General features: G+C 59.7%; 29 protein-coding genes and 1 pseudogene. 26 read left to right on the forward strand and 4 right to left on the reverse strand.

What is annotated here, in order from left to right:
• Positions 1–261 precede the first annotated feature (261 nt).
• From MHJ63_RS08680 to MHJ63_RS08720, 10 genes and pseudogenes are all read left to right on the forward strand, one after another.
• The gene (locus MHJ63_RS08680; RefSeq protein WP_239447185.1) at positions 262–540 is read left to right on the forward strand and encodes a hypothetical protein; all 279 of its coding nucleotides are present in this window, start codon (positions 262–264) and stop codon (positions 538–540) included.
• 468 nt (positions 541–1008) lie between these two features.
• A complete protein-coding gene (locus MHJ63_RS08685; protein ID WP_239447186.1) occupies positions 1009–1701 on the forward strand; it encodes a Rossmann-fold NAD(P)-binding domain-containing protein in 693 nt (230 codons plus the stop codon).
• A 172-nt stretch (positions 1702–1873) separates the two neighbouring features.
• Entirely contained in the window at positions 1874–2134 is a 261-nt protein-coding gene (locus MHJ63_RS08690; protein ID WP_239447187.1) for a type II toxin-antitoxin system Phd/YefM family antitoxin, read from the forward strand.
• The gene (locus MHJ63_RS08695) at positions 2135–2389 is read left to right on the forward strand and encodes a Txe/YoeB family addiction module toxin (protein ID WP_035755506.1); all 255 of its coding nucleotides are present in this window, start codon (positions 2135–2137) and stop codon (positions 2387–2389) included.
• 504 nt (positions 2390–2893) lie between these two features.
• Positions 2894–3022, forward strand: a complete 129-nt coding sequence (locus MHJ63_RS09980; protein WP_275436180.1) for a hypothetical protein — start codon at positions 2894–2896, stop codon at positions 3020–3022.
• Positions 3023–3385: pseudogene (locus MHJ63_RS08700) on the forward strand (transposase); the annotation flags it as partial.
• Between the two features lie 186 nt (positions 3386–3571).
• Positions 3572–4114 (forward strand): hypothetical protein, encoded by a 543-nt coding sequence (locus tag MHJ63_RS08705; RefSeq protein ID WP_035755505.1) that lies wholly within the window; start codon positions 3572–3574, stop codon positions 4112–4114.
• Positions 4115–4480: 366 nt separating this feature from the next.
• The gene (locus MHJ63_RS08710; protein ID WP_035755498.1) at positions 4481–4723 is read left to right on the forward strand and encodes a type II toxin-antitoxin system Phd/YefM family antitoxin; all 243 of its coding nucleotides are present in this window, start codon (positions 4481–4483) and stop codon (positions 4721–4723) included.
• A complete protein-coding gene (locus tag MHJ63_RS08715) occupies positions 4720–4986 on the forward strand; it encodes a Txe/YoeB family addiction module toxin (RefSeq protein ID WP_035755496.1) in 267 nt (88 codons plus the stop codon). The genes MHJ63_RS08710 and MHJ63_RS08715 overlap by 4 nt, the downstream gene beginning before the upstream one ends.
• Before the next feature lie 249 nt (positions 4987–5235).
• Positions 5236–7182, forward strand: coding sequence for a heavy metal translocating P-type ATPase (locus MHJ63_RS08720; RefSeq protein WP_239447189.1), 1947 nt, complete (start codon positions 5236–5238; stop codon positions 7180–7182).
• A gap of 40 nt (positions 7183–7222) precedes the next feature.
• Here the strand turns inward: MHJ63_RS08720 and MHJ63_RS08725 are convergent, their stop codons facing one another.
• Positions 7223–7501, reverse strand: coding sequence for an aspartate dehydrogenase domain-containing protein (locus MHJ63_RS08725; RefSeq protein ID WP_239447190.1), 279 nt, complete (start codon positions 7499–7501; stop codon positions 7223–7225).
• Between the two features lies 1 nt (position 7502).
• Complete coding sequence (locus tag MHJ63_RS08730) at positions 7503–7859, reverse strand: hypothetical protein (RefSeq protein WP_239447191.1); 357 nt, start codon at positions 7857–7859, stop codon at positions 7503–7505.
• Positions 7860–8078: 219 nt separating this feature from the next.
• Between MHJ63_RS08730 and MHJ63_RS08735 the strand changes: the two genes are divergently transcribed.
• From MHJ63_RS08735 to MHJ63_RS08805, 15 genes are all read left to right on the forward strand, one after another.
• On the forward strand, positions 8079–8447 hold the full coding sequence (locus tag MHJ63_RS08735; protein WP_035755491.1) for a DUF488 domain-containing protein: 369 nt from the start codon (positions 8079–8081) through the stop codon (positions 8445–8447).
• A 36-nt stretch (positions 8448–8483) separates the two neighbouring features.
• Positions 8484–8882: a GNAT family N-acetyltransferase gene (locus tag MHJ63_RS08740; RefSeq protein WP_070492356.1), complete on the forward strand. Its 399-nt coding sequence runs from the start codon at positions 8484–8486 to the stop codon at positions 8880–8882.
• A gap of 102 nt (positions 8883–8984) precedes the next feature.
• Positions 8985–9491: a 2'-5' RNA ligase family protein gene (locus MHJ63_RS08745; protein WP_239447192.1), complete on the forward strand. Its 507-nt coding sequence runs from the start codon at positions 8985–8987 to the stop codon at positions 9489–9491.
• Between the two features lie 211 nt (positions 9492–9702).
• Entirely contained in the window at positions 9703–11070 is a 1368-nt protein-coding gene (locus tag MHJ63_RS10070) for an ABC transporter permease (RefSeq protein WP_239447193.1), read from the forward strand.
• Positions 11067–12359 (forward strand): ABC transporter permease, encoded by a 1293-nt coding sequence (locus MHJ63_RS08755; RefSeq protein WP_239447194.1) that lies wholly within the window; start codon positions 11067–11069, stop codon positions 12357–12359. Before MHJ63_RS10070 ends, MHJ63_RS08755 begins: the two co-directional genes overlap by 4 nt.
• Before the next feature lie 8 nt (positions 12360–12367).
• Entirely contained in the window at positions 12368–13009 is a 642-nt protein-coding gene (locus tag MHJ63_RS08760; protein ID WP_239447195.1) for an ABC transporter ATP-binding protein, read from the forward strand.
• Between the two features lie 47 nt (positions 13010–13056).
• Positions 13057–13401 (forward strand): non-heme iron oxygenase ferredoxin subunit, encoded by a 345-nt coding sequence (locus tag MHJ63_RS08765; protein WP_239447196.1) that lies wholly within the window; start codon positions 13057–13059, stop codon positions 13399–13401.
• Complete coding sequence (locus MHJ63_RS08770) at positions 13401–14744, forward strand: NAD(P)/FAD-dependent oxidoreductase (RefSeq protein WP_239447197.1); 1344 nt, start codon at positions 13401–13403, stop codon at positions 14742–14744. Before MHJ63_RS08765 ends, MHJ63_RS08770 begins: the two co-directional genes overlap by 1 nt.
• Positions 14745–14962: 218 nt before the next feature.
• Positions 14963–15640, forward strand: coding sequence for a hypothetical protein (locus tag MHJ63_RS08775; protein WP_239447198.1), 678 nt, complete (start codon positions 14963–14965; stop codon positions 15638–15640).
• Positions 15637–16146, forward strand: a complete 510-nt coding sequence (locus tag MHJ63_RS08780; RefSeq protein ID WP_239447199.1) for an OmpA family protein — start codon at positions 15637–15639, stop codon at positions 16144–16146. Before MHJ63_RS08775 ends, MHJ63_RS08780 begins: the two co-directional genes overlap by 4 nt.
• Positions 16147–16322: 176 nt before the next feature.
• On the forward strand, positions 16323–17000 hold the full coding sequence (locus MHJ63_RS08785) for a hypothetical protein (protein WP_239447200.1): 678 nt from the start codon (positions 16323–16325) through the stop codon (positions 16998–17000).
• Positions 16997–17542, forward strand: coding sequence for an OmpA family protein (locus MHJ63_RS08790; RefSeq protein WP_239447201.1), 546 nt, complete (start codon positions 16997–16999; stop codon positions 17540–17542). The genes MHJ63_RS08785 and MHJ63_RS08790 overlap by 4 nt, the downstream gene beginning before the upstream one ends.
• Positions 17543–17617: 75 nt before the next feature.
• Positions 17618–18340 (forward strand): response regulator transcription factor, encoded by a 723-nt coding sequence (locus MHJ63_RS08795; RefSeq protein ID WP_420876149.1) that lies wholly within the window; start codon positions 17618–17620, stop codon positions 18338–18340.
• On the forward strand, positions 18337–19341 hold the full coding sequence (locus tag MHJ63_RS08800) for a sensor histidine kinase (RefSeq protein ID WP_239447203.1): 1005 nt from the start codon (positions 18337–18339) through the stop codon (positions 19339–19341). Before MHJ63_RS08795 ends, MHJ63_RS08800 begins: the two co-directional genes overlap by 4 nt.
• A gap of 85 nt (positions 19342–19426) precedes the next feature.
• The gene (locus MHJ63_RS08805) at positions 19427–20641 is read left to right on the forward strand and encodes a multidrug effflux MFS transporter (RefSeq protein WP_239447204.1); all 1215 of its coding nucleotides are present in this window, start codon (positions 19427–19429) and stop codon (positions 20639–20641) included.
• Between the two features lie 46 nt (positions 20642–20687).
• On the opposite strand, the gene MHJ63_RS08810 is transcribed toward MHJ63_RS08805, so the two are convergent.
• On the reverse strand, positions 20688–20882 hold the full coding sequence (locus MHJ63_RS08810) for a ZIP family metal transporter (RefSeq protein WP_239447205.1): 195 nt from the start codon (positions 20880–20882) through the stop codon (positions 20688–20690).
• Positions 20883–21169: 287 nt separating this feature from the next.
• Between MHJ63_RS08810 and MHJ63_RS08815 the strand changes: the two genes are divergently transcribed.
• A complete protein-coding gene (locus MHJ63_RS08815) occupies positions 21170–21973 on the forward strand; it encodes a patatin-like phospholipase family protein (protein ID WP_239447206.1) in 804 nt (267 codons plus the stop codon).
• A 63-nt stretch (positions 21974–22036) separates the two neighbouring features.
• Here the strand turns inward: MHJ63_RS08815 and MHJ63_RS08820 are convergent, their stop codons facing one another.
• Positions 22037–23707, reverse strand: a complete 1671-nt coding sequence (locus tag MHJ63_RS08820) for an APC family permease (RefSeq protein ID WP_239447207.1) — start codon at positions 23705–23707, stop codon at positions 22037–22039.
• Between the last annotated feature and the right edge of the window lie 31 nt (positions 23708–23738).

Genomic DNA, 23738 nt, shown 5'->3' on the forward strand with positions numbered 1-23738 from the left:
TTCGATACGTGTCGACATTGAGACCACACCCTTGTTCATACTTGTTCAGCGTAGGAGTACGCGCTCAAAGTATGTGAGGCACGACTGTAGCTACGCGATCAATATATGTAAGGTACGCCGGGGGCTTGATCTGAAACATGTGCGAAGTGTACACTGGGATCAATACGACAGACTTGTTTCTCGCGATGAGAGGCAAGTCTGTTCTCTTTTCTACTCCTGCCCGGAGTCGTTGAACTCGGGGAACACCAGGATGGTGGGTACATGAAAGATCCGCACAGCACCTATGCGAAACCGTTCTTGATAGTCCCTGAACAGGTACGCCGGCTACGCGAGCGCGGCATGGACTGCGGTGACGTCGGGAGAACAGAGGTTGCTAAGGCGCTCCTTGACTGGTGGCAGGCCCCGCATGTTAGTTCGCTTCGAGGAGAGACAGTCGAATATCGATCACCGCTCGACCTGCTACATGAGCTTTCAGAGAAGGACTTCGAAGAGATTATCGAGAACGGAAACGCGTTGAGTCGGTTCGTCGCACCTGGCTAAGGTCGGTGCCCGTGTCGGCTGGTCGCGGCGGCAGGTTCTCGCGGGGCTGTTAGCGGCTCCTCAAACGAATCCTCAACTGAGAGCCACGAAACTGCCCACCTGTTCCGTTCGCTCACCTGAAATTCTCCCAGCTGTGCCGAAAGCGAAACCGTTCGACGGGGGGGGGAGTAGCATGCAATGCTTTTGGCATGGATATTTTATTGCTTGGCGGTACTGGATTTCGGACAACATATTGCGCAGGAGGCGCTTGAGAGAGGACATAATGTTACTTGCCTGGCTCGCGGCACTAAGCAGCCGCCGGGAGGGGTTGAGTTCATTAGCTCGGACCGGGATCGCACCAATGCGTACGGCACGGTTGAAGGGCGGACCTGGGACACCGTTATTGACCTGACGAGTCAGCCGAAACATGCCTCGGAGGCTGCAGGGAATCTGAAATCTAAGCACTGGGTGTTTGTGTCCTCGAGTAGCGTGTATGAGAACCAGGGAAATGTTTCTTCCGAACTCGACCCCGTGGTTGACCCGCTCGATGGGGACTACATGGAGAACATGAGTCAATACCCGGCAGCCAAATCCGCTTGCGAAGCGACATATCGGGTTGCGGAGGAACCGGTCTTCATTGTCCGTCCCGGGCTCCTCGCAGGCTACGGTGACGAGACCGGGCGCAGCGGCTACTATCCATGGCGCTTCGCACACCCTACAGGCGATGATGTGATTGTCCCTGACCCTACGTTCCCTATCGCTATGATCGATGCGGAAGATTTGGCCGCATGGATAGTCAGCTCCGCAGAGGATCGTAGGGGCGGGACCTACAATGCGACCGGGCACGCCGCCACCTTGGCGGAGGTATTCGCGATCTCACGTGAACTCAGTAGCGCGCAGGCATCGGAACGGCCCGTCGCTGATGAGATGTTGCTGGCATGCGATGTGAACCCCTGGATGGGACCTAAATCATTGCCACTGTGGGTACCGGGTCACCAGTGGCGCAACATGGCGCTACTCGAATGTAGGGCTGCCTACGAAGCGGGACTCCGGATTCGGGCGTTGAAAGAGACGCTAATGGCAGCCTTGCAGTACGAAGAGCAACGGCAGGGAGAAAGGCCAGCTGGACTTCGCGATGAGGAAGAAACTGAGCTTCGCGAGCGCCTAGCTTCTGCTCAATAGACGCCTCGGATGAAGGCAAGATGCGTGGCTGGGGCAGGCACCTCGCACGGGATCCTGCAAAAGGAATGCTCATGCTGTCGAACTCTGTACGGTACGGCGGCACGCTACGCACACCGGCAGTGACTGGTACCGTTAAGCTGTACCATTCATTCCATCGAGGGAGGTCCTCAATATGTCTATCAGTGCAAGCGAGGCACGCAAGAGACTTTTTCCCTTGATCGAGCAGGTCAATGAAGACCGTGACGCTATAGAAATTGCTTCCCGCAAAGGGAACGCCATCCTGATGCCAGCCGACGAGTATGCAGCCTGGCAAGAAACTGCCTACCTGTTCCGTTCACCGGCCAATGCTCGCCGATTGCTTGATGCATATGAACGAGCCCGCAGTGGAAAAGTCGAAGTTCATGAACTGGATCGTACAGACGAGGAGCACTGAGTGCGTCTGGTCTGGGACGAATCGGCGTGGGAGGACTACAAACACTGGCAGATAGCCGACCGGCAGATCTTGAAACGCATCAATAAACTTATTGACGCTTGCCTGCGTGCCCCATTCACCGGGATTGGCAAGCCCGAACAGCTGAAGTACGGAGCGCAGGGTTCATGGTCGCGTCGCATAACCAGCGAGCAGCGACTGGTCTACCTTGTGGATGGCGAGGAACTTATCATCCTTCAGGCCCGATATCACTACTGATCGGCCGGCCACTTGGAATGCCTACACAGCCAGAGTGGCGATTGCCGAGTACCGACACCATGCCCACACCGGACCGAACTTTGCGCCCATCGGAACGTCTTTACTGATGGTTCCGTGGGAAAATCATGTTGCGTTCCAATAAGCCGGTGCGGTTGCACCAGGGAGCGCGCCGTGCAGGCACAAGACTCAAGGCAGATGCCCCATGACTGACATCGAGAACAAACCGGTGACAGTTGTCATCGAAGCCACACTACGCGAACCCCTAGACTACTGTCCCGACTACGGCACTGAAGGCCGCCTGCGTGACGATGTCATCCGTCGCCTGACGGATGTCCCGATCACCGGCCACTCGACCCGCCTGCCCCGCTACCAGTGTGTCCGCCCCCGTGTCGGCGCTCGATCTTCCAGCACCAGCTCGATGCCGCACGATCCCCCGTCTACGCCGATCCCGCGCATCTGGCCGGGGTCCGTGTCCTGGGTATCGATGAGCACAGCTGGAAACACGTGCGCGGACACGGTGAGGACTCCTTCGCGACGATCTTCCTCGACCTGACTCCACTGATCGATGGGACCGGTCGAGCCCGTCTGTTGGATGTGAAAGGCGGACGTTCCACGAATGTCGTGACCACGTGACTGCAGGAACGCTCCCAAGCATTCCGTACCGAGGTCAGGGTCGTCACGATGGGCGGATTCGCCGGCTACCTCACCGCCACCACGAAGGCGCTACCGGACGCGGTACCGGTGATGGATCCGTTCCATGTCGTCCAGCTCGCCAGGCGGAAGCTCACGCAGGCAGTGGTCAACCTGTTGCGCAGAGATCTGCCGGCAGGGCTGGACGAGCTTGCTCAGTTGGGGCGGACGTTGTGGCGGAAACGGGCTCACGTGCTGGCGTACTTCGATCGCGGTGGCGCGTCGAACGGTTCGGTCGAAGCGATCAACGGACGCTTCGAGCACCTGCGCGGTATCGGGCTGGGGTTCAGGAACTTCGGGCACTAAGCGCTGCGCTGCCTGCTCCACTCCGGGCACCTATCAGCCCGACTCAACGCACTCTAAAACCGGAAGAGTGGGTAAAGTGAGGGGAGGGTCAGCAGGCACCAGTCGCTATTCGAGGCGTGTTGCCTGCCAACCTTCCTAGTTTGACACTATTGGCAGAGTGCTAGTCGGGCGGTTTGGATCAAGGTGGTGAAAGCATTGAACATAGGGTCGCTTGCTGAGTGGGTCGGATCAATCGGGGGCATCTTGGCCGTGATTGCTGCGTTTGTCGCGTGGCGTGTGAGCTCGCGGTTGCTGGCGGTTGAGCAAAAACGTGATGAAGATAGGAAGAAAGCAATTGAACGCGAGCAGGCAGAACTTGTCTTCGCGCTCGGGGCGAGGCTGTCTCAACGCGAGAATGAAGAGAGTTGGGCCATCTTCCTGTACAACGGCTCGACCAAGCCAATTTACGATGTCAAGGTCTATAGCCAGCGATTGGACGGCAGTGTCCAGAACCGGCCTCTTGAGCTAGGAGCGCTTCCTCCCGGTAGGTTCGTCGTGCCAAGCCACCCCAAGTACCACTGGGGAGCCCTCATTGATCTTGACCGGTCGAACGAGGCCCCAGACTTCCTTGTTAAGGGCAAAGGTCGGAAGATGATTACAGAAGTTGCGTTCGTAGATTCGGCTGGGAAGGAGTGGTGCCTCAGCGGCGGCACGAAACTGGAGGAGAAGAACACCTCGCTCCAGGGGTGAGTCAAGCGCGCCGGCACCTGTTGGCAACAGCCTGATGAACGCGTCCACGCAGACGTTCGGAAGGCAGGAAATCTCTCGCTCACATCTGCTCCGCACCCGGCTGGGCTGAATTTGCGGCAGGGTTTATGGTGTCTTATCCAGTGCTCAACGCGCTCATCAGTATTGTGAGTGCGGCGTCCAGTCTCATTTTCCTAGCCGCTTGATATCGGTCAAAGAAAATGATCTCGCGCCCTGCATCGCGGAAGGCTAGTGGACCTGATGTGCTGATGTGGCAGTGATGTGCTGAGTTGACAGTGTTGCCTGCAAGAAGCGCCTATTGCCTTCCCGTACGTAAAGGCGTACGGTTGGTCTTGAGGTGATCGACGAATGACTGCTGTAAACGCAACATCGGCACGCAATAATCTGTACCGTTTAATCGATCAAGTGAATGACGAGTCTGAGCCGGTGACCATAACAGGGCAACGCGGCAATGCAGTCCTAGTGGGCGAAGAAGACTGGCGTGCGATTCAGGAAACACTGTTTCTGGCCTCGATCCCAGGAATGACTGAGTCCATCCTTGCTGCCCGGGAGGAAGGGATCGCGTCGGGCTCTGAGGAGCTTGACTGGTGACCAACTGGCGCTTGGTTTACTCGAAGCAGGCTCAGAAAGACGCAAAGAAATTAGCGTCGTCGGGGCTAAAGCCTAAAGCGCGAATGTTGTTGGACTTGCTCTCCGAAGACCCATTCGCCAGTCCACCCCGTTTCGAAAAACTTATCGGCGACTTAGCCGGTTGCTATTCGCGGCGGATCAATATTCAGCATCGCCTCGTTTATGAGGTCAATGCCGAGGCTCGCACCGTCCACGTTTTGCGGATGTGGACTCACTACGAATAAGCAAGCCCCGCTAGGCACCAAAACTCCAGCACCGCACCCCCAAAAACCCTCCTGAAAATCACTGTCATTTTCAGCTACCAAGCGCCCGAAAAAGTAAGTTACACATGTTTCTTACATTGTGGCCCGCATCACGTAAAAATGCCCGTTTCCCGCCTCTGCGGGGCTAGCCTGGAAACAGGTTAACCGGCCATTCATGAACCGGATCCCCGTTCGGTTTCATCAGCCGGTCTCGACAAGGAGAAGGGTCATATGAGCTCAGCGTGCGGTTGCGGCGGCGACATCGTCATGGAAGGCATCGACGTCAAAACAGTCCCGTGGTGGCGGGACATCGAAATCCTCGTGCCACTCACCTCGGGCCTGCTCCTCGTCGCCGGGTTCATCACCGGCCTACTCGGCTACGAAACGGCCGAACAGGTCCTCTACTGGGCCAGCCTCATCATCGGCGCGGCAACCTTCGTACCTGATGCCCTCAAGCGCCTCACCAAAGGCAAAATCGGTGTCGCACTCCTCATGACCATCAGCGCCGTCGGCGCCGTCATCCTCGGCTACGTCGGGGAAGCCGCAGCACTCGCGTTCCTGTTCTCCATCGCTGAAGCCCTCGAAGAAAAAGCGATGGCCAAAGCGCAAGGTAGCCTACGCGCCCTCCTCGACCTCACACCAGACCAAGCGACCATCCGCCGCGGCGACACCACCCACACCATCCCCACCTCCGAACTCACGGTAGGGGACCACATCCTCATCCGCCCAGGTGAACGCGTCCCCACCGACGGCACCCTGATCAGCAGCCGCGTAGACATCGACACCAGCGCCATCACCGGCGAATCCATGCCGTTCACCATAGAACAAGGCGACCACGTCAGCGCCGGCTCCATTGCAACCACAACGCCACTGGAAATCCAGGCCACCGCGCCAGGAACCGATAACTCGCTCACGACCATCGTCTCGCTCGTGCAAGGAGCGCAAAACGAACGCGGGGAACGTGCGCGCATCGCTGACCGCATCGCTACACCGCTCGTGCCGGGCGTCCTCGTCCTAGCGGCACTCATCGCGGTGATCGGTTCGCTGGTGGGCGACCCAGAACTGTGGATCACCCGCGCCCTCACCGTGCTCGTGGCAGCGTCCCCATGTGCACTCGCCATCGCCGTCCCACTCACCGTGATCGCCGCAGTCGGCGGAGCCAGCAAATACGGCGTGATCATCAAATCCGGTGCCGCATTCGAACGGTTCGGAACCATCCGCCACATCGCGATCGACAAGACCGGGACCCTCACCCGCGGCAAACCACAGGTCGCCGCCGTCCGCTCCGTCCCGAACGTCAGCATGGACGTCGCCCTGGAATGGGCCGCCGCCCTCGAACAACACAGCTCCCACCCGATCGCCGCCGCGATCACCACCGCCGCACCCGTGGTCCCCACCGCAACCGACGTCACGGAACAGGCCGGCCACGGCATCGAAGGCTGGGTCGACGGCGACCGCATCGCGATCGGAAGCCCACGATGGCTCAGCCCCGGCCCGCTCAGCGCAGACACCACCGAGCTTGAAGAAAACGGCATGACCACCGTGGTTCTGCACGTCAACGACGAACCAACCGCGGTGATCGGTGTGCGCGATGAGCTCCGCGAAGGAGCGGCCGATGCGGTGGCTGCGTTGAAGAAACAGGGCATCGGGATCACGATGCTGACCGGCGACAACGCACGCACCGCGAACGCGATCGCGGCCCAAGCCGACATCACGGATGTCCGCGCCGAGCTGCGCCCCGAAGACAAAGTCGCCGCGGTCCAAGCGCTCAACCACGTCGCGATGATCGGCGACGGCATCAACGACGCGCCAGCGCTCGCCGTGGCTGACATCGGTATTGCAATGGGCGTGGGCGGAGCCGATGTTGCAATCGAGTCCGCTGACATCGCCTTCACCGGCACGGACATTCGCCTGCTTCCGCGGGCTTTCGCCCACGCACGCCGCGGCCGGCGGATCATGAACCAGAACCTCGCGGTATCGCTTGCGTTGATCGTGCTGTTGTTGCCGCTTTCGTTCTTCGGGGTCATGAGCCTCGCCGCGGTGGTGCTCGCGCACGAACTCATAGAGGTCCTCGTGATCCTCAACGGTCTGCGGGCATCGCACCAGCCCCACATCCACATTCACGCGGGGCACACTCACGCGAGACGGACCGATAGCCACGAGGTCGGCGCGGTTTAGTCGGTGCCGGTTGGTGATGGTGCGGTTTAGTCGGGACGGTCTAGACGGCGACTCCGGACGCCCCTGCGATGGTCCGGATCCCAGTGATCACCGAGTTCACGACGATCCCGCTGGTTGCCAGGGAATCCGGTAGGGGATTGTTGGTGATCTCGAACCGGTAGGTGCCCGATGCGCCACTAGCTGTAATGGTGTGCTTGGTTTGTTGTGCGGCTGGGTCGGCGATGAGTTTCACGACCGTCTCATCCCACATTCCCGTTGTATGCGCGAGCGCGACAGCCACGTTGAGGTTGGCTGGGAACTTGTCGATAGCCCCGGCCACGTCACCCTCGTAGAGCACGCCGCAGCTGCGGGTCAGCCAGCGCGCCAACGCTGGTTATCAGTAGGTCTCTACCGGCCGCGACGATGCGCGGACCATACTCAGCCACGGCAGGAACCCCGGCGGCCTCAACGAACAAGTCCACGGGCCGCCCAGGTGCGCCGTCCGCTGGCACACTGTCCGCCTGCACATCCTCCGCCAACGCATCCTCCAGGTTGAGCTCGGCTACACCGTCGTCGGCTGCTGGCCCTGGTGTGCGCACGATCGCCCCCACGAGCTGGACACCATCCATAGCCAGGACCGCTGTGGCAACACGGGAGGCGATCCCGCCGTATCCGATCAAAGCGATGTTCAGCGCCATGTGGCCTCCTTGTCCATTTGCACTCCTTGCTCGGAGGTTTTCCTCGCGTGGGGTGTAGCTGGTTCGATCCTATGCTGTGCCGCGCCACCCCCTGACGTGGGGGACGGCTACTAAGGTAGATAGTGGCCGGCATAGCGCTGGTTGAAGCCTGTGCCGATACAAGACTGTGCCGGCGTCAACAAAACTGCTCCGGCGTCAAAACACTGCGGGAAGGTGATCATGAGCTCGCTGAGTGCTAAGTGGACGTTTCGTCGTGTCTATGAGGAGTCAGAGCCGACTAAGGGTACCCGCGTTTTGACTGACAGACTGTGGCCTCGCGGGATCAAGAAGGAGGCCCTCGACTATGACGTATGGGCTAAGGACGCGGCCCCGAGCAGTGCCTTACGCACCTGGTTTCATGAGGCGCCGGAAGAGCGTTGGGATGAGTTCAAGAGCCGCTACAGTGCCGAACTTGATGAGAACGATGCGGCCGCTGAACTCGCGGAGGAACTGTCACATAGCGCTCACGTGACGTTACTGACGGCGGCTAAGGATGTTGAGCATTCTCACGTCCCGGTTCTGGCGGCCTGGTTGCAAGAGCATGCGTAGGGAAACCGCAACGCATGAGGAAGGCAGAGCGACCGCATGATTACGTATCGTGATGAGCCAGGCGCGGTTCAAGCCGAGCAGCTTGAGGGGTTCTTCGTCGGCTGGCCCACCCCGCCGAGTGCTCAACAGCTCGTGGATGTCATGGATGGCTCGTTCCGACGCGTGTGGGCGCTCGATGGCGAGCGCGTGGTCGGTTACATCAACGCGATTAGCGACGGTGTTCTCACCGCGTTCATCCCGTGGCTTGAGGTGCTGCCGGAGTATCAGAATCAGGGGATCGGGCAGGAGCTGGTGCGCCGCATCGTAGCCAGCCTCGAGGGCATGTATTCGATCGATCTGGCCTGCGACGATCACCTGATTGGCTACTATGAGCGGCTTGGTTTCTTCAAAGGGACCGCGATGGTGATGCGCAACCGACGCGTGTTGCGCGGCTAGATCGGCGCCGGCGGGTAAGCACCAACAGTTGCTCGGCGTCAACAGTTGCTAGATCCTCAACATTAGCTAGTTTCTCAAAAATGCATGCGTGAGGGGTTTTTCGTGGCGTCACCGCAGAACATTCTGTTGTATTTACCGCCTGAGCAGGAGCGGCAGGTGCGCGAGATTTTCGATGCCCTCGAAGCCCGCGGTTTCCCGCGCCAAAACCAGACCCCACACATCACTATCTCTTTTTCACACGATATGGCGCCGGCAGCCGTGGAACGCGCCGCCGAGGTTTTACCAGCCGTGATCCCCGCGGAGTTTCAACGAGTCGGCACCGTGATATTCGGTACGCGCCGCAAACAGACGGTCGCATGGCTTTTGGAAACGGGGGAGCCGATGCGGCAAGCAGTCCGCGAGATCAGCGTGCTTAACCCGGAGGATCACCGCACGGACTGGATCCCACACCTCACGATGGGCCTGCGGCTGCCGCGCGAAGCCGTGCCTGAATATGTTGCGGCACTGGATGAGGTGACTCCGCGGCATTTCAAAGAACTGCTAGCGCACCGGGCGGGCTTCTGGAAACCAGTAACCCGGGAATATCGGGCGCTCGCCGGGGCTCACTGAAACTTCCTCGCGTTCCCTCAGCTTGGGTGCAGAGGACCTTCAGACTCGTTTCAGAATCGAATTATAAGTTTCTTTCGGACCTTATCGGCGCGCTGCATTCTGCGAATCAGATTTCGCTCACCACTATGCATCCCACTGTGGGTAGCCTCGCGGTTATTCTTGCGATCAGCGCCATGGACGCGCCAACCGTTTTCACCTTGAAAGGGAAACTGTGTCGTTTCTAGGAAGAGCGTGGCGCTACTGTGCCCGAAAACCAGTCAAGACCGTGATTATTCTTGCTGTTCTCGCAGCTATGGGGACCGTGGTGATGTCCGCGGGCGCTGTGACCCGTTCCGCGGACCAGGTCTCGCAAGAGATTGACGCGAAAACCGGTAGTGGCTTCGTGTTGGAGAATAACCCTCACTACAACATGGGTACCCCGCGTGGGGCGGGCAACGTGAAGCCTGCCGATATTGAAAAGCTTGCGAGCTTGGATGGTGTGGTCTCCCATGTCGCCCGCCAGAACGTCACTGCTGATCTTGTGGGTGCGAAGGTTCTCAAGCCTGACCACGCTGACTATGACCAGCAGCGCGAAGCCCAGTTCGGTAATGCCGTGAACGTGTGGGGCGTCAACGAATCTGAGATCGCTAACGCGTTCCGTAGTGGTTCGTTGAAGCTCGTCGAGGGCCGGCACTTGAGGTCTGAAGACAAACACAAGTCCGTGATTCATGAGGACCTTGCGAAAGCGAACAACCTCAAACTTGGTAGCACGCTCACGTTGAAGGGCAATAAATACGACGTCGATAACCAGCAACAGTCCACCAAGGAAGTGAAGACTGAGGTTGTCGGCATCGTATCCGGCAAGAACACCCGTCCAGTCGCGGTGCGTAGCGAACTGTACGCCAACACGGTTTTCACTGACTTGGATACGACGCGGACGCTGTATCAGTTCACACCTCAGACTGAGATTTATCAGGACGCGAACTTCTTTGTGGCCAAGGACGCCAATTTCGAAGACGTCGTCAAGGCCGCTGCAGCTCAGGGGATCGACTGGAATAACTACCAGCTTTCACGTTCCACCCAATATCTTGCTGGTATCACTGGGGCAGTGGATGGTGTCACGAGCATCATGAATAACACGACGGTGGGTGCGACGATCTTCGCCGCCGCCGTTGTAGCGCTCGTGTTGTTCTTGTGGCTTAACGAACGCAAGAAAGAAACCGGGACCTTGCTCGCCATCGGCGTCAATAAGGCCAACATCACCGCTCAGTATTTCGCTGAGCTCATCCTGATCGCTATTCCGGCGTTCATCGCCGCGTATTTCGCGGCGAGCGGTTTCGCTCAATGGATGGGGGACACGACGCTCGCCAGCGTGAATAAGTCCGCTGAACAAGAGATGGCGCAAGCCGGTCAGTTCGGTGCGGACATGGAATCATCCGCATCCGTTCAAACACTGGATAGTCTCGCGGTGGGGCTCTCGACGGCTTCAGTGGTCCAAGCGGTGATCATCTGCGTGGCTGTGGTTGCGGTGGTTGTTGCTATTACCTCGCTACCGATGCTGCGTAGGAGCCCGCGCGCGATCCTCGTGGACACCAAATGAGCAGCCCTTGGCCCCGAGCGGTCCGTAGCGTGATCCGCAAACCGCGGCGCAGCATCCTCATGACACTCATCATGGCGGTCGTGTTCACCGCGCTCGTCGCCCAGTCCGGCGTTCGGTCCTCGATGGCGGAAGTCAAGAACGCGATCGGCACCAACGTTGGCGCTGGCTTCACCGCAACCGCCGCCGCTGTACCCGGCACTAACCCTGATGCTGGTAATGCCCCTAATACTGGCAACGGTACTGCCCAGACGCCTACCGAGCTGCCTGCCGATCAGGCCGGTATTGATGAGTCGGTGCTCAAGCGTTTGGCTGGCTTGCCGCAGATCGCTAAGCACAGTGTGGAAGCGGTGACGATGCCGCAACTTGAGGGTGCTAAGCCGGTCGCTGGTGGGCGTGGGGTCCAGTTGGATCCTGAATTCGCTGGCGCAGTGACCGCAACCGGAGTCAGTGATTCGGAGTTGAACCCGGGGTTTCAGGGCAAGCTGTATCAGCTGGTTGAGGGGTCCCACGTGGGGGAAGGCGCATCGCAGGCGCTAATCCACCGGGAGTTCGCCCAGCTCAACAACCTCAAGCCGGGATCCACTCTCGCCCTCGCTCAAGACACAACGAAAATCACGGTGAAGGTTGCGGGAATCTTTGACGGGAAAACAGAAAACCCAAGCGGGATGCCGGCGGGTGCTTCAGAGAACCAGGTTTTCCTGGACCTCGCCTCAGCCCGGAAGCTCGGAGCACCGCTGACCACCGGCCGGTACTTCACCCATAACGCCCAGGAACTCCCGCAAGCTCTCAAAGCGGCTCAGCATGCCGCGCCAGAGCTTACGTTGGAGGACAATTCCGCACAGTTCACCCCGGTTCTCCAGGCGATCGCGGGCGTGGACAAGCTATTGGCGGTCCTGCTGCTGGGCTTGAGCATCGCGGGTGCGTGCGTGCTCACGCTCGTGAGTACGTTCTGGGCACGGGGCCGCATCCACGAGGTAGGCATCTTGCTTTCGCTCGGGAAATCGAAGAGCAATGTGCTCTCACAGTTCGGGATAGAGGCAAGTATTTTCGCCGCCGTCGCCGCAACCATCTCAACCGTAGCCGGGACGGTCCTATCCGGCTATCTCGGGCGGGCAATCATCGCCCAGGCAGGGGAAGACGCTCTGGCATCAATCCACCTCACGGCCAGCGCAAGCGGCACGGTTGCCGCGCTTGCGTGGGGTTTCGTCATCGTGCTGATCGGCGTTTCGGTAGGCGTTCTGCCTCTCATCATCCAACGCCCCAAACGCATTCTTTCAAAACGTAGTTAGGAAAAATCATGTCCATCATGCAGCTAGACCACGTCGGATACACGTACGGCAGCACAGCCCAGCGGGTCCTGAAAAACGTGAGCTACGAGTTCGAAGTCGGCACGTTCTATGCGATCGTAGGCTCGTCCGGCGCCGGAAAAACCACGATGCTGAGCCTGCTCGCAGGCCTGGACGCACCCACTGATGGTGTTGTGCGTTTCAACGGTAAAGACATAGCCACCACAGGCTACACGCGCCACCGGCGCGACCAGATCGCGTTGGTGTTCCAGAACTACAACTTGATCGACTACCTCACCCCTCTCGAGAACCTGCGGTTGGTCAACTCGAAAGCCACGGTCGAGGACCTGACCCGCCTTGGGGTCGATGCGGCCGCAGCTCAACGGAACGTGTTGGCTTTGTCCGGTGGGCAGCAACAGCGCGTCGCGATCGGACGAGCGCTGGTTTCCTCGGCGCCGGTGATCCTCGCTGATGAGCCGACGGGTAACCTGGATGAAGAAACCGCGGAAGGTGTGATCGAGATTTTGCGTGATGCCGCGCATCAGCAAAATAAATGCGTGATCGTGGTGACTCACTCCAAACAGCTTGCGAAAGCTGCGGATGTCACGTTGCGTCTTGAGCGCCGCAATCTCGTGGAGCAACGCACTGAATAGAGAACCGCACCAAGCTTGAGTCCATCGAGTACAGAGGAGAGGCACTCATGAGCGATACCGTCAAAATCCCTGTCAGCGAGATCCCGGAGGCGGAAGCTTTCTTAGTTCCGGGGGATGAGAATGTAACCGGCGAGGACATCGCGGTGTTCCATGCCGAAGATGGCTCGTTCTATGCGCTCAATGATGAGTGCACTCATGAGGTAGCGAGCCTCGCAGACGGCTGGATCGAGGGAACCGAGGTCGAGTGCCCGGCGCATGCGGCCAGGTTCTGCCTCAAGAACGGTAAGGCGTTGTGCTTGCCGGCCACTGTGGATGCCCGGACGCACAAGGTCGAGGTTGAAGGCGACACCGTGGTCCTGTACCCGGGTGTGCCTGCCATTGACGCTGACTGATGCCAGTGAATTCTGTTGCGATCATCGGCGGTGGCGTCGCCGGTTTCACTGTAGCGCGCCAGCTACGCTCGCGTGGTTTTGAAGGTGAGATCACGATGGTGGAGCCGCAAGGCTTGCCGCATGATAGGCCGCCGCTGTCGAAGGGCTACCTGCTGGGCACACAGACGCTGGAACAGATCCAGTTCGAGCCACAAGAGTGGTTCGACGAGAACCGCGTGAAGCTCATCGAGGCCACAGCCGTCCCGCTCGGCGCAGCGGCCGAGACCGACGGCGCGACTAAGACAGACGGCACGATCAAGACTGACGGCGCGGTCAAAGCCAACGACACGGTCAAGGCCGCCGGCGCAGCGTCAGCTGTGCGGCTGAGCAACGGCGAAGCGGTAGTGGCTGACCGCATCGTGCTAGCAACCGGTGGTAGCGCCCGCAAGCTCCCGGTCCCTGGCGGTGAGTTGGAAGAGGTCCTTCAGTTGCGTACCCGCACGGATGCTGACCTCTTGCGTGAAAGCATCAGCCCAGGTACCCGTGTGGTCATTGTGGGTGCGGGGTTGATCGGTGCGGAAGCGGCATCGACGTTGCTGGAACTCGGCGCTGATGTGACGCTCGTGGAGCCCGCGCTGCCGCCGCTGGTTCCCGCTGTTGGGCCGGTGCTGGCCGAGCATCTGCACGCGATGCACGCTGGGCATGGGATCGACGTCATCCACGATGCACCCGCGCGCATCGACCTGGATGGCACCGAACGCGTTGTGACCCTCACAGATGGCACGCAGGTGAGGGCGGATCAGGTTCTGGTGGGTATCGGGATCACCCCGAATACCGCGCTCGCCGAACGCCTCGGCTTGGAAGTCAACGACGGCGTGCTCGTCGATGAGTGCCAACGCACCTCGAACCCCGCGATCTTCGCGGTGGGGGATGCCGCGCGCATCCGCACCGCGGAGGGCGAACTGCTGCCGCGCGCGGAGCATTGGGAGAACGCGATGAACAGCGGCGCGAGGGCCGCCGCCGCGATTCTGGGGCAAGAGCCTAGCCCGGCCGAATCCGTGCACGCAGCAGCATGGTTCTGGTCCGACCGCCACGGGGTTCACGTCGAAGGCGTCGGTTCGCTGGTCGCCGGTAGTGAGAACGGAACCCAGTTTGTTCACCGTTTCAACGAGGACGGTTCTCCGCAGGCGACGTTCCTCCTCAACCCGGACGGGACCATGGCTGGGTGTGCAGCGGTCGATGGCGGGCTCACGGTGCGTGCCGCGCGCCGGATCATCGATCAAGGGCTTGTTGTCCCGCCCGATGCGCTGGCTGATCCATCTGTTCCGTTACGCAAGCTTGCCCGCCCGGCCCGCAAGAGCTAGGCGAGGACGCTGAACCGCTAGCGGGGAACCTGACCTCTGAGGCAAGCGAAGCTGCCGTCAACGCGTACGAAGGTTTTGCGGCTGTCGCGGATCCGGTACAAAAATCCTGCGGTTAGAGACAACGTTGCGATAGTTTGAGCGCTTTTATCCGTAATGTTGCTAATGACAGGGATGCACACAACTTCCCGTGCAGGTTTTATAGAGGCGAAAGGTTTGCCATGAACAAGTCAACTGCTAGCAAGATGATCCTGGGTTTGGCGCTCGCCTCCTCCATTGGTTTGGCTGGTTGCTCGGTTGGAGTCAGCGATGAGGGCCAGGACAACACCCAGAACGCTGAGCAGGCTTCGACTCAGCGGCAGGGGGCGCAGCCGCAGGACGGTGGCTCGATGACTCAGGAGAGCGAGCCTGCTGAAAGCGCTGAGGCGAGCGCCACCGCCTCGGGCGAGGATCAGGACAGCAACGCTGAGGGTGCTTCATCGGGCGACGGCGTCACGGCTGATTCGTTGGATTCGTTGGCAAGCACTACGGTTCGCACACAAATCGGTGACGATAAGGATGCGGCCCTGACTGTTGAGTTGCTCTCGGTTGAACGGCGAGGCGAACTGATCGAGGCGATGTATGGCTTCACCGCGAACACGGACACAACTGACCTCACGTCTTCGGTATTCGATGTGAATGACAACTCGCAGTTCTGGCCTTACCTGGTTGACCAGAAGAACTTGAACCGCCATTCGCTGGTCCGGGACGCTTCGGATAACGCCGGGAAGATCAAGCTGATGCCGAATAAGCGGGTCACGGGTAAGTTCGTGTTCCCGGCCCCTCCTGAGGATGTTCACGAGATGGACTTCCAGCTGTGGGAGGGCGCTGAGATGGCGAAGGATGTGAAGATCGATTGAAACGCAGGAAGGTAATTGCAGCAGCGGCTGTGGCGTCGATGCTTGCGTTGACGGTCCAGCCGGCGTGGGCGAATGACGGCGAGATCTCGCCTCTCGATATCAACATCACGCCGCTTGATATCAACATCAGCTCGGTAGAAACCAAGAAGAAAGACGGCAACGCGGATGTTGTGGCGTTGTCTTCTGACGTTCTTTTCGACATCGATAAGCATGAGCTTTCGGATAACGCGAAGAAGAAGATCGGGGACTTGGTCAAGGACATCCCGAAGAACGCGAAGATTTCGGTGGGTGGCCACACGGACAACGTGAAGTCGAAGGTCGGGAACAAGAAACTTTCCGAGTTGCGTGCAAAGTCTGTGGCCGATGCGGTCAAGGCCGCCCGCAAGGACCTCAAGGTAGATGCGAAGGGCTTCGCAGATACGAAGCCGGTAGCGGATAACGGTTCGAACGCTAAACCGAACCTAGAAGGCCGCGCTAAGAACCGCAGGGTAGAGATCCGGTACTGAACCGCCGCGTTGAGATCCGGTACTGACGGGTTTCCGGGTTGTCGCAATATCGATACGAAGAACGGACCACTTGAGACAAAGCTGCGAAAAGACGTCTCCTGATTATTCGTAAAGTTGTAAACGAGACGGAGGCACACAGCTTTCCGTGCAGGTTCTTTAGAGGCGAAAGGTTTGCCATGAACAAGTCAACTGCTAGCAAGATGATCCTGGGTTTGGCGCTCGCGTCCTCCATTGGTTTGGCCGGTTGCTCGGTTGGAGTCAGCGAGGAAAGCCAAGCCAACAACGCGAACCAGGCCTCCGCGCAGCAGAGCGCTGAAGGCGAGAACACGAACTCGGAGGAGCAAGCCCACACCACCTCTGGTGACTCCACCTCGAACAACACGAACGCATCAGACAACGGCGCCGAACAGGGCAACGACTCCGGCGAGGGTAACCCGGATGGGCAGCAAGACAATCGAGAACCGATCCTCTCGGTCACCACGGGTGTGACCGTGGAAGGGGATAAGGACGCCAAGCTGACCATCGACATGCTTGAGGCAAAGCGCGAAGGTAAGTTCGTCAAGGTCGTCTACGGCTACACGCTCCACACCACCGCGGAAGACACCAACAACCTCAACCTGTGGAAGGTCGCGGGGAATCAGCATAATGTGTTTGAGTACGCGATCGATCAAACGAATCTCAACAAGCATGAGCGGTTGAACTCCGGCGCGGTAACCAACCAGGGTGTGCATCTGACCCCGGGCAAGCGCACGTATTCAACATCCGTGTTCGCGGCGCCGCCTGAGGACGTGCACACCATGGACTTCAACATGTGGAACAACACGGAGATGGCTCAGGGGGTTGAAATCGATTGAAACGCTTAACAGGTGTAGCGGCTTCGCTGGTGACACTCGCCCTGGTGGCGGGAGCACAGCCGGCGCTCGCCGATGACAATAAACACGAAAAGCTCAGCGATAAAGAAATAGCGAAATCGATCAAGCCCATCGATCCCAAGATCGAGAAGATGGATATGGGCATCAAGAAGCTTGAAACTGAGCGGAAGGAAGACGGCAAGGACATTGTCAGCTTGTCTTCTGACATCCTCTTCAAGATCGACGCCCACAAGCTTTCAGATAACGCGAAGAAACGCATCGGTGAGCTTGTCGAGGACGTGCCGAAGAATGCGAAGATCGCGGTGGGCGGCCACACGGATAACGTGCCGTCTAAGGTCGGGAACAAGAAGCTCTCTGAGCTACGCGCCAAGTCTGTTGCCGATGCGATCAAGGCCGCACGCAAGGACCTCAAGGTTGAGGCGAAAGGCTTCGCGGACACCAAACCGGTTGCAAATAACGGCACCAAGTCGAAGCCAAACTTCGAGGGCCGTGAGAAGAACCGGCGGGTCGAGATCCGCTATTAGCGGCTAGGCTGGGTTCATCGCGTGGTGTGTACCGCGTGGTGGGCCCGCTTGGCTGTTGTGAAGGGTAGGAACTTTATGGGCGGCGTGTCGCCTCGTCCACAGATCTTGTTAGTTGATGATGATGCCACCATCAGGGAACACTTGGCTCCCGTTTTAAGCCGGAACGGCTTGGACGTGGATGTCGCTGTGGACGGGGCTGACGCGCTCCGTAAGATTGAGCACCGCCGCCCGAGCCTGGTCATCCTCGATGTTCTGATGCCGCGGGTTGATGGCCGTGAAGTTTTGCGGCGCATCAGGGCCGATGACGAATGGTTGCCAGTGATTCTGCTGACCGAGGTCGGCGAATCCTTCGAACGCGCAGCAGCCCTTGATGACGGCGCCGACGACTACCTGACCAAGCCGTTCGACCCGGTCGAGCTGATGGCTCGGATCCGTGCCGTGCTACGCCGCAGCGGGCAAGGCAACGCCCCACTCAGTGCAGCTGAATCTCTGGTTGCCGGCCCGTTGAAGCTGGATCGACCGGCACGCCGCATCTTCGTTGATGGCCGCGAGAAGTCCCTGACCCCGCGCGCGTTCGCGTTGCTCGAGTTTTTGATGAGCCACCCGGATGAGGTGTTCTCGCGTCAACGCCTACTCGAAACGGTGTGGGGTTTCGAAGCGATCGTGACCACGCGGGCCGTGGACCATCGCGTGGCTGAGATCCGCAAGGTCCTCGGTGATGTAGCTCCGGGGCAGTCGATGATCGAAACGGTCTCCGGTGAAGGGTACCGTTTTGTGGCTGAGGTGGAGCGCGCATGAACCAGCCAGCGTACCCACCTGCGCCTGAGTCCCCGTCTGCGCCCAAAGCTGTACAGCGTCAACGTTCCAGACCGTCCTCACCGGATTCTCAGCCCGCGCAGCGTCGCCGCGGGAAACTGAACTGGACGCTGGTTGTAGTGTTCGCGCCGGTGCTGGTGGGCCTGGTGGCGAGCCTGATCTGGGCGTCGGTGGACAGCAAGAAAGTCTTGACGGTCGCGACCACGTTGGCGTGGGTCCCGTTGATTCTGGGTGTCACCGTGACCGTTGTTTTCCTGATCGGCTGGCTTGCCGTGACCTGGTTGCGCTGCAGCGAGGTGCGCGCGGTTCGCCGCGAACGCGAGGAGCAGACGCAGCGTAGGCAACGACTCATGGCTCGGCTGGATCACGAACTAAAGAACCCTATTCAGGGGATCCGTGCGGCTCTCGCGGACGAGCCCTCGCAACGGCAGCTGGACAACATTGGTGCGCAGGCTCAGCGGCTCTCTAGCTTGTTGAGTGATCTGCGTAAGATCAGCGAGGTCGAGCACGCCGAGCTTGAGCTGAGCAGCGTGGACTTGACGGAGCTGGTGGAAGAAGCTGTCCAGACCGTGTTGGAGATCCCGGGTGCTCGCGAACGCCACATCGAGGTCGCACTCCCGCGCGCCCCGAGGCCGTTGCCGCGTATTCAAGGGGACTCAGACTTGCTGTTCCTCGCCATTTCTAATGTGCTCAGTAACGCCGTGAAGTATTCGGACCCTGGCGCCCGCATCGAAATGCACGGCCGTGAAGCGGACGGTTCGGTGTATATCGACTGCGCGGATACGGGCCGCGGTATCGCTGCGGACGAGCTGGAGACCGTGTGGGAGGAACTTGGCCGCTCACGTGAGGTGCGCGGAACCGAGGGGAGCGGCTTAGGCCTGCCAATGGTCCGGGCGATCATCGAACGCCACGGAGGATCCACATCGTTGGAGTCTTGGCACGGCCAGGGCTCTAAAGTCACGTTGCGACTACCTGTCGCTTAGCACGCCGGCGCTGCGCCGCAATACTGTTGCGCCGTAACAATGCAGCGCCGTTACGCTGCTGCGCCGCGTCGTAGCATGGACACCGATGAGTCAGGAACCTTCTGTGAGCCGCCCGCGCCCGTTGCCGCGCCGCATGATTGCGGTGTTGGCGTTGTGCGGCGGGCTCGCGCCGTTTGCGATCGATGCGTACGTTCCCGGTCTGGATCAGATTGCACGCGAGTTCGGTGCGAGCGCGTCAGTGACGCAGCTGTCGCTGACGGGCTTTCTGATCACGATGGGTCTGGGCCAGCTTGTGATTGGGCCGTTGTCTGATCAGCGCGGCCGGCGCACGTTGCTCTTGCTCGGCCTAGTTGGCTCAGGGATTGCTTCTCTGGTTTCGGCACTGGCTCCAAGCATTGTTGTGTTGATTATTGCGCGATGCTTCCAAGGGGTATGCGGTGCTGCTGGGGTGGTGCTTTCGAAAGCGATCATCGCTGATGTGGGTCGCGGTAAGGGGATCGCGAAGGCGTTGTCCACGATCATGGCGATTCAGTCGATCGCGCCGGTGATCGCGCCTGCGGTGGGTGGGGTGTTGATCCCGTGGTTGTCCTGGCGTGCAGTGTTCGTGATGTTGGCGTGTGTTTTCGCGCTCGCTGCGCTAGGCGTGTGGTGGGCTGTCCCGGAAACGCTACGTAGCGAGGACCGGCATACCGGAGGGATCGCGAAGGCGTTTGCGAACATGGGGGAGTTGCTGACCCGTGGTTCCTATGTGTTCCCGACCCTCATGTTCGTTGCGGGTTTCGCCGTGATGTTCGCCTATATTTCCGCTAGCTCGTTCATCATGATCCGCATGAACGGGTTTACCGAGCGTGAATATGCGCTCATGTTCACATTCAACTCGCTCACGCTGGTGTTGGCGAGTGCCGTGAACCCGCGGATTATTGACCGGATTCCGGCGCGCCGCTGGGTCACGATCGTGGGGTGCACACAGGCGGCTGGTGTCGCGTGGATCGTCATTTCGGTAACGCTGCTCGGGGCGGCGGCGTGGCCGCTCATGGCGGGTTTCGCGGTAGTGGTGTGCTGCAACGGTTTCTTGCTACCGAATCTGGTGGCGCTCTCGCTTGAGGCCTCGGCGGGTCGCACGGGTGCGGGGTCTGCGATGTTGGGTGCGGCTCAGTTCGGTCTGGCGGCGGTGGTCGCCCCGTTGACCGGCATCGGTGATGGCGCTACGGCACTGCCGATGGCGCTCACGATGGTCATAGCCTCGTGCGTGTTGCTTGTTGCGTTGATGGGGGTGCGTCGGACCCACCCCGATGCGTGAGGACCCTTGCCGGGAAGGCATGAACCTAGCCCGGGTGCCAGTTTAGTTAGGTCGCAACGCAGTTGCCCATGATTCGTCGGGTGGGGACGCCGGCTGATTTCATGTCGGAGGCTGAACCGACGGATTCGGGGATGTTGGCTAGGCAGATCGCGATCAACAATGCGATGCTGACGTCGTTGCCGGCCCCCATTCCTACACCGAGTACGGTTTGTTCCGGAATGCCGTCGAGGATGGCCCCCATGACGAGCACCATTCCTGCGTTGCCGGTGCCTTGTCTACGCCGATGAGTCGCGGCGGCCAGGGGGTGATGAGCCCTAGGATCGCGCCGATCGTGAGTGAGGATGCGGCGATGATTCCCCAGATGGTGGCGGTGAGCATATGTGTAGTTTCGCATGTTCACAGCGGGGCGGTGTCGCATTTCTCATTGGTGCTGGCGATTTTGGTGTTGATGCGGAATTGTAGAAGAAGATGTGTCGCTGTCGGTGCGGCACCGTGTCTCGTGTACAGCGAGGATTGTTGGAGGTTTGTGTGCTTGGTTTAGCGTTGGGTGGCGGTGGTGCCCGAGGTTTGTGCCATGTGGGGGTGTGGCATGAGCTGGAGCAGCTCGAAGTGCGCCCGGAGGTGATCGCTGGGACGAGCATGGGCGGGATCATCGGCGCGTTGATCGCCGCTGGTCATGATGCGGCGAAGATCCGCGAGATCAGTGAGAGCGTGGACTGGTGGAAGGTGTTGAACTGGGGTCTCAGCGGCCGCGTGCTCTCAACTAAGCGTCTGCGGTCTTTCTTAGGCCAGTATTTGCCCGAAACTTTCGAGGAGCTCGAGACTCCGCTGGTTGTTGTCGCCACGGATGTCGCTAGCGGAACCACCCGTTACCTGCATTCGGGGGACCTGCTTGCTGCAGTGCACGCTTCGGCCGCGTTCCCTGGGGTCTTGGAGCCAGTCCGGGTCGGTAATGACCTGCTGATGGATGGCGGGATGCTGAACCAGCTTCCGGTGGATGCGGCGCATTTCTTCGGCGCCAAGAATGTAGTTGCGGTGAATGCGACCGCGCTGGAAGCGGTCGATATGACTAAGGATTCTCAGCCTGTGCCCACCGGCAGGTTCATCAAAGGCACGTTCAAGGAGGCGGTGCGCGGCATCGAGATCATGCAGGCACAACTGATCAAAGTGCGGTTGTCTTTGTTCCCTCCAGATGTGCTGATTGACCCGCAAATGGACGATGTGGGTTTCACAGCGTTCAATAAGTTCCAACGTGCCGCTGAGGCGGGGGAGAAAGCAACACGGGATCAAGCCGAACAACTGAAAGCGCTCGTCTCTAAACCCGCGCCATAGTCCCGCAGGTTGACACATGCATTAGCCTGCCACGCTGTAGTGTGTGGCAGGCTAATGCATAGGCTACTTCATCGGCTTGGCAGGGTCTGGGTCATCCGGTTCTTGTTCCGCGAGCGTTTCTGCGGCCGCGGCGGTGTGTGGTGCCATGTTGGAGGTGTCGGCTCCAGGCATCGGCACAATCGGGATTGCGCCGGTGATGCGCTCTACCTCTTCGTCAATGTGGTCCTGGTCCAGGTAGACGTCCTGGTGTTCACCCAGCATGACCTCGCGTGTTTCTTCTTCCGTGAGGGCTTCGAAGCGTGGCCGGCGGACCAGGAAGAACCCGACACCCAGAACAAGCCACACGATCAGCGCAATGAGCGATGGCGTGCTGAGCGCGCCAGGGGAGAACGGCAAGAACAGCAACAAGAGGAACAGCACAGAAATCGCGGCACCCAGTAGCGCGACCGGGCCGGAAAGCGTAATCAAAAACGGTACGCGTTCCCCAGCAGCACGCATGAGGGAACGGTCGCGGTGCATGACCTTGAACGCGCACAAGCACGTATAGAAGTACGCGATGGTGACACCCACCGAGCTCATGTCCACAACCCAGCTGAGCGCGGCACGCCCGAACCATGGGGTGATCAGGCACAGCGCAACCACCACGATGAGCGCAACGTGCGGGGTGTGGAAGCGTGGGCTGATCTTTGCTGTGGCTTCCGGCAGCATGCGTGCGCGGCCGAGGGCAAGCACTACACGGGATGCGGACATCGTGAAGCCGTTGAGGCCGGTGAAGATACCCATAGAGACACCGATGACCAGCAGGACCACGCCGAACTGGCCGAGGACGCCGGCGATCACATCGGCAGGTGCCCACGTGTCGTCACCGATATTTTCGATGCCTGGACCGGCAGAGAGCGATACCGCCATGATCATGAGGACGTAGATCGCAACAGCCGCGAAGATCGCGAACATGATCAGCCCCAAGGCCTTACGTGGGGAGAAGTTGAACTCACCTGCAACCTGCGGGACGTTATCGAAACCGATGAACGCCCACGGGGCGATCGCAACGAGCGTGATGATCGCGGCCATCGGAGGAACATCGGTTGGGAAAGCCGGGCCAAAGCTCAGCTCGTTGCGGCCAGCCATAGCGACTACACCGATCACGATGAGCACAACAGCAATCAGCATCACGACAACCGCGACGAACTGAACACGGCCACCGAAAGCCGCACCACGAATGTTGAGCCAGCCAAACAGGATGAGGCACGCGGACGCGAAGATGACTTCGGGGAGGTAGACATCGAACCCTGCGATAGTCCACAAGTGGACTTGCTCCATGATCCCGGGCGCTAGACGCCTGGCCACCAGGGCCATCGCAGACGCATTCAGCGCGACGATACAGAGGTAACCGAGGGTCAGGAACCAGCCGACAACGAATGCGTGACGCCGCCCGAAAGCAACCAGGGCATAAGCGACCTCGCCACCTGTGACAGGCAGGGCCTTGATAACGATGCCGTAGCTCAACGCAATGAGCGCGATAAGGCTACCGCCGATAGCCATACCGAGTGCCGCGCCGACCACACCACCTTGATGGAGCCAATCGACGGGGAGCACGAACGCGCCCCAACCAACTGCGGAACCAACAGCTACCGCGAAAACCCATGCAGGTTTCTGCGTCTTTTTAAGTTCGCCTTCTTGCGGGGCATTTGCACTCGCCGCGGTGGCAGAACCACCGTGAGTTTCGGTACTCATCTCAAATCCTCAGACATGCGTTGAAAGCATG

Source organism: Pseudoglutamicibacter albus, assembly GCF_022346425.1.
GTDB lineage: Bacteria > Actinomycetota > Actinomycetes > Actinomycetales > Micrococcaceae > Pseudoglutamicibacter > Pseudoglutamicibacter albus.

What these genes read in the sequence shown, in the direction of transcription:
- MHJ63_RS08680 (WP_239447185.1), top strand. Translation starts at nt 262, where the DNA reads ATGAAAGATCCGCACAGCACCTATGCGAAACCGTTCTTGATAGTCCCT.
- MHJ63_RS08690 (WP_239447187.1), top strand. Translation starts at nt 1,874, where the DNA reads ATGTCTATCAGTGCAAGCGAGGCACGCAAGAGACTTTTTCCCTTGATC.
- MHJ63_RS08710 (WP_035755498.1), top strand. Translation starts at nt 4,481, where the DNA reads ATGACTGCTGTAAACGCAACATCGGCACGCAATAATCTGTACCGTTTA.
- MHJ63_RS08720 (WP_239447189.1), top strand. Translation starts at nt 5,236, where the DNA reads ATGAGCTCAGCGTGCGGTTGCGGCGGCGACATCGTCATGGAAGGCATC.
- MHJ63_RS08730 (WP_239447191.1), bottom strand. Translation starts at nt 7,859, where the DNA reads ATGGCGCTGAACATCGCTTTGATCGGATACGGCGGGATCGCCTCCCGT.
- MHJ63_RS08735 (WP_035755491.1), top strand. Translation starts at nt 8,079, where the DNA reads ATGAGCTCGCTGAGTGCTAAGTGGACGTTTCGTCGTGTCTATGAGGAG.
- MHJ63_RS08740 (WP_070492356.1), top strand. Translation starts at nt 8,484, where the DNA reads ATGATTACGTATCGTGATGAGCCAGGCGCGGTTCAAGCCGAGCAGCTT.
- MHJ63_RS08755 (WP_239447194.1), top strand. Translation starts at nt 11,067, where the DNA reads ATGAGCAGCCCTTGGCCCCGAGCGGTCCGTAGCGTGATCCGCAAACCG.
- MHJ63_RS08760 (WP_239447195.1), top strand. Translation starts at nt 12,368, where the DNA reads ATGTCCATCATGCAGCTAGACCACGTCGGATACACGTACGGCAGCACA.
- MHJ63_RS08765 (WP_239447196.1), top strand. Translation starts at nt 13,057, where the DNA reads ATGAGCGATACCGTCAAAATCCCTGTCAGCGAGATCCCGGAGGCGGAA.
- MHJ63_RS08770 (WP_239447197.1), top strand. Translation starts at nt 13,401, where the DNA reads ATGCCAGTGAATTCTGTTGCGATCATCGGCGGTGGCGTCGCCGGTTTC.
- MHJ63_RS08775 (WP_239447198.1), top strand. Translation starts at nt 14,963, where the DNA reads ATGAACAAGTCAACTGCTAGCAAGATGATCCTGGGTTTGGCGCTCGCC.
- MHJ63_RS08785 (WP_239447200.1), top strand. Translation starts at nt 16,323, where the DNA reads ATGAACAAGTCAACTGCTAGCAAGATGATCCTGGGTTTGGCGCTCGCG.
- MHJ63_RS08795 (WP_420876149.1), top strand. Translation starts at nt 17,618, where the DNA reads ATGGGCGGCGTGTCGCCTCGTCCACAGATCTTGTTAGTTGATGATGAT.
- MHJ63_RS08800 (WP_239447203.1), top strand. Translation starts at nt 18,337, where the DNA reads ATGAACCAGCCAGCGTACCCACCTGCGCCTGAGTCCCCGTCTGCGCCC.
- MHJ63_RS08805 (WP_239447204.1), top strand. Translation starts at nt 19,427, where the DNA reads ATGAGTCAGGAACCTTCTGTGAGCCGCCCGCGCCCGTTGCCGCGCCGC.
- MHJ63_RS08810 (WP_239447205.1), bottom strand. Translation starts at nt 20,882, where the DNA reads ATGGGGGCCATCCTCGACGGCATTCCGGAACAAACCGTACTCGGTGTA.
- MHJ63_RS08820 (WP_239447207.1), bottom strand. Translation starts at nt 23,707, where the DNA reads ATGAGTACCGAAACTCACGGTGGTTCTGCCACCGCGGCGAGTGCAAAT.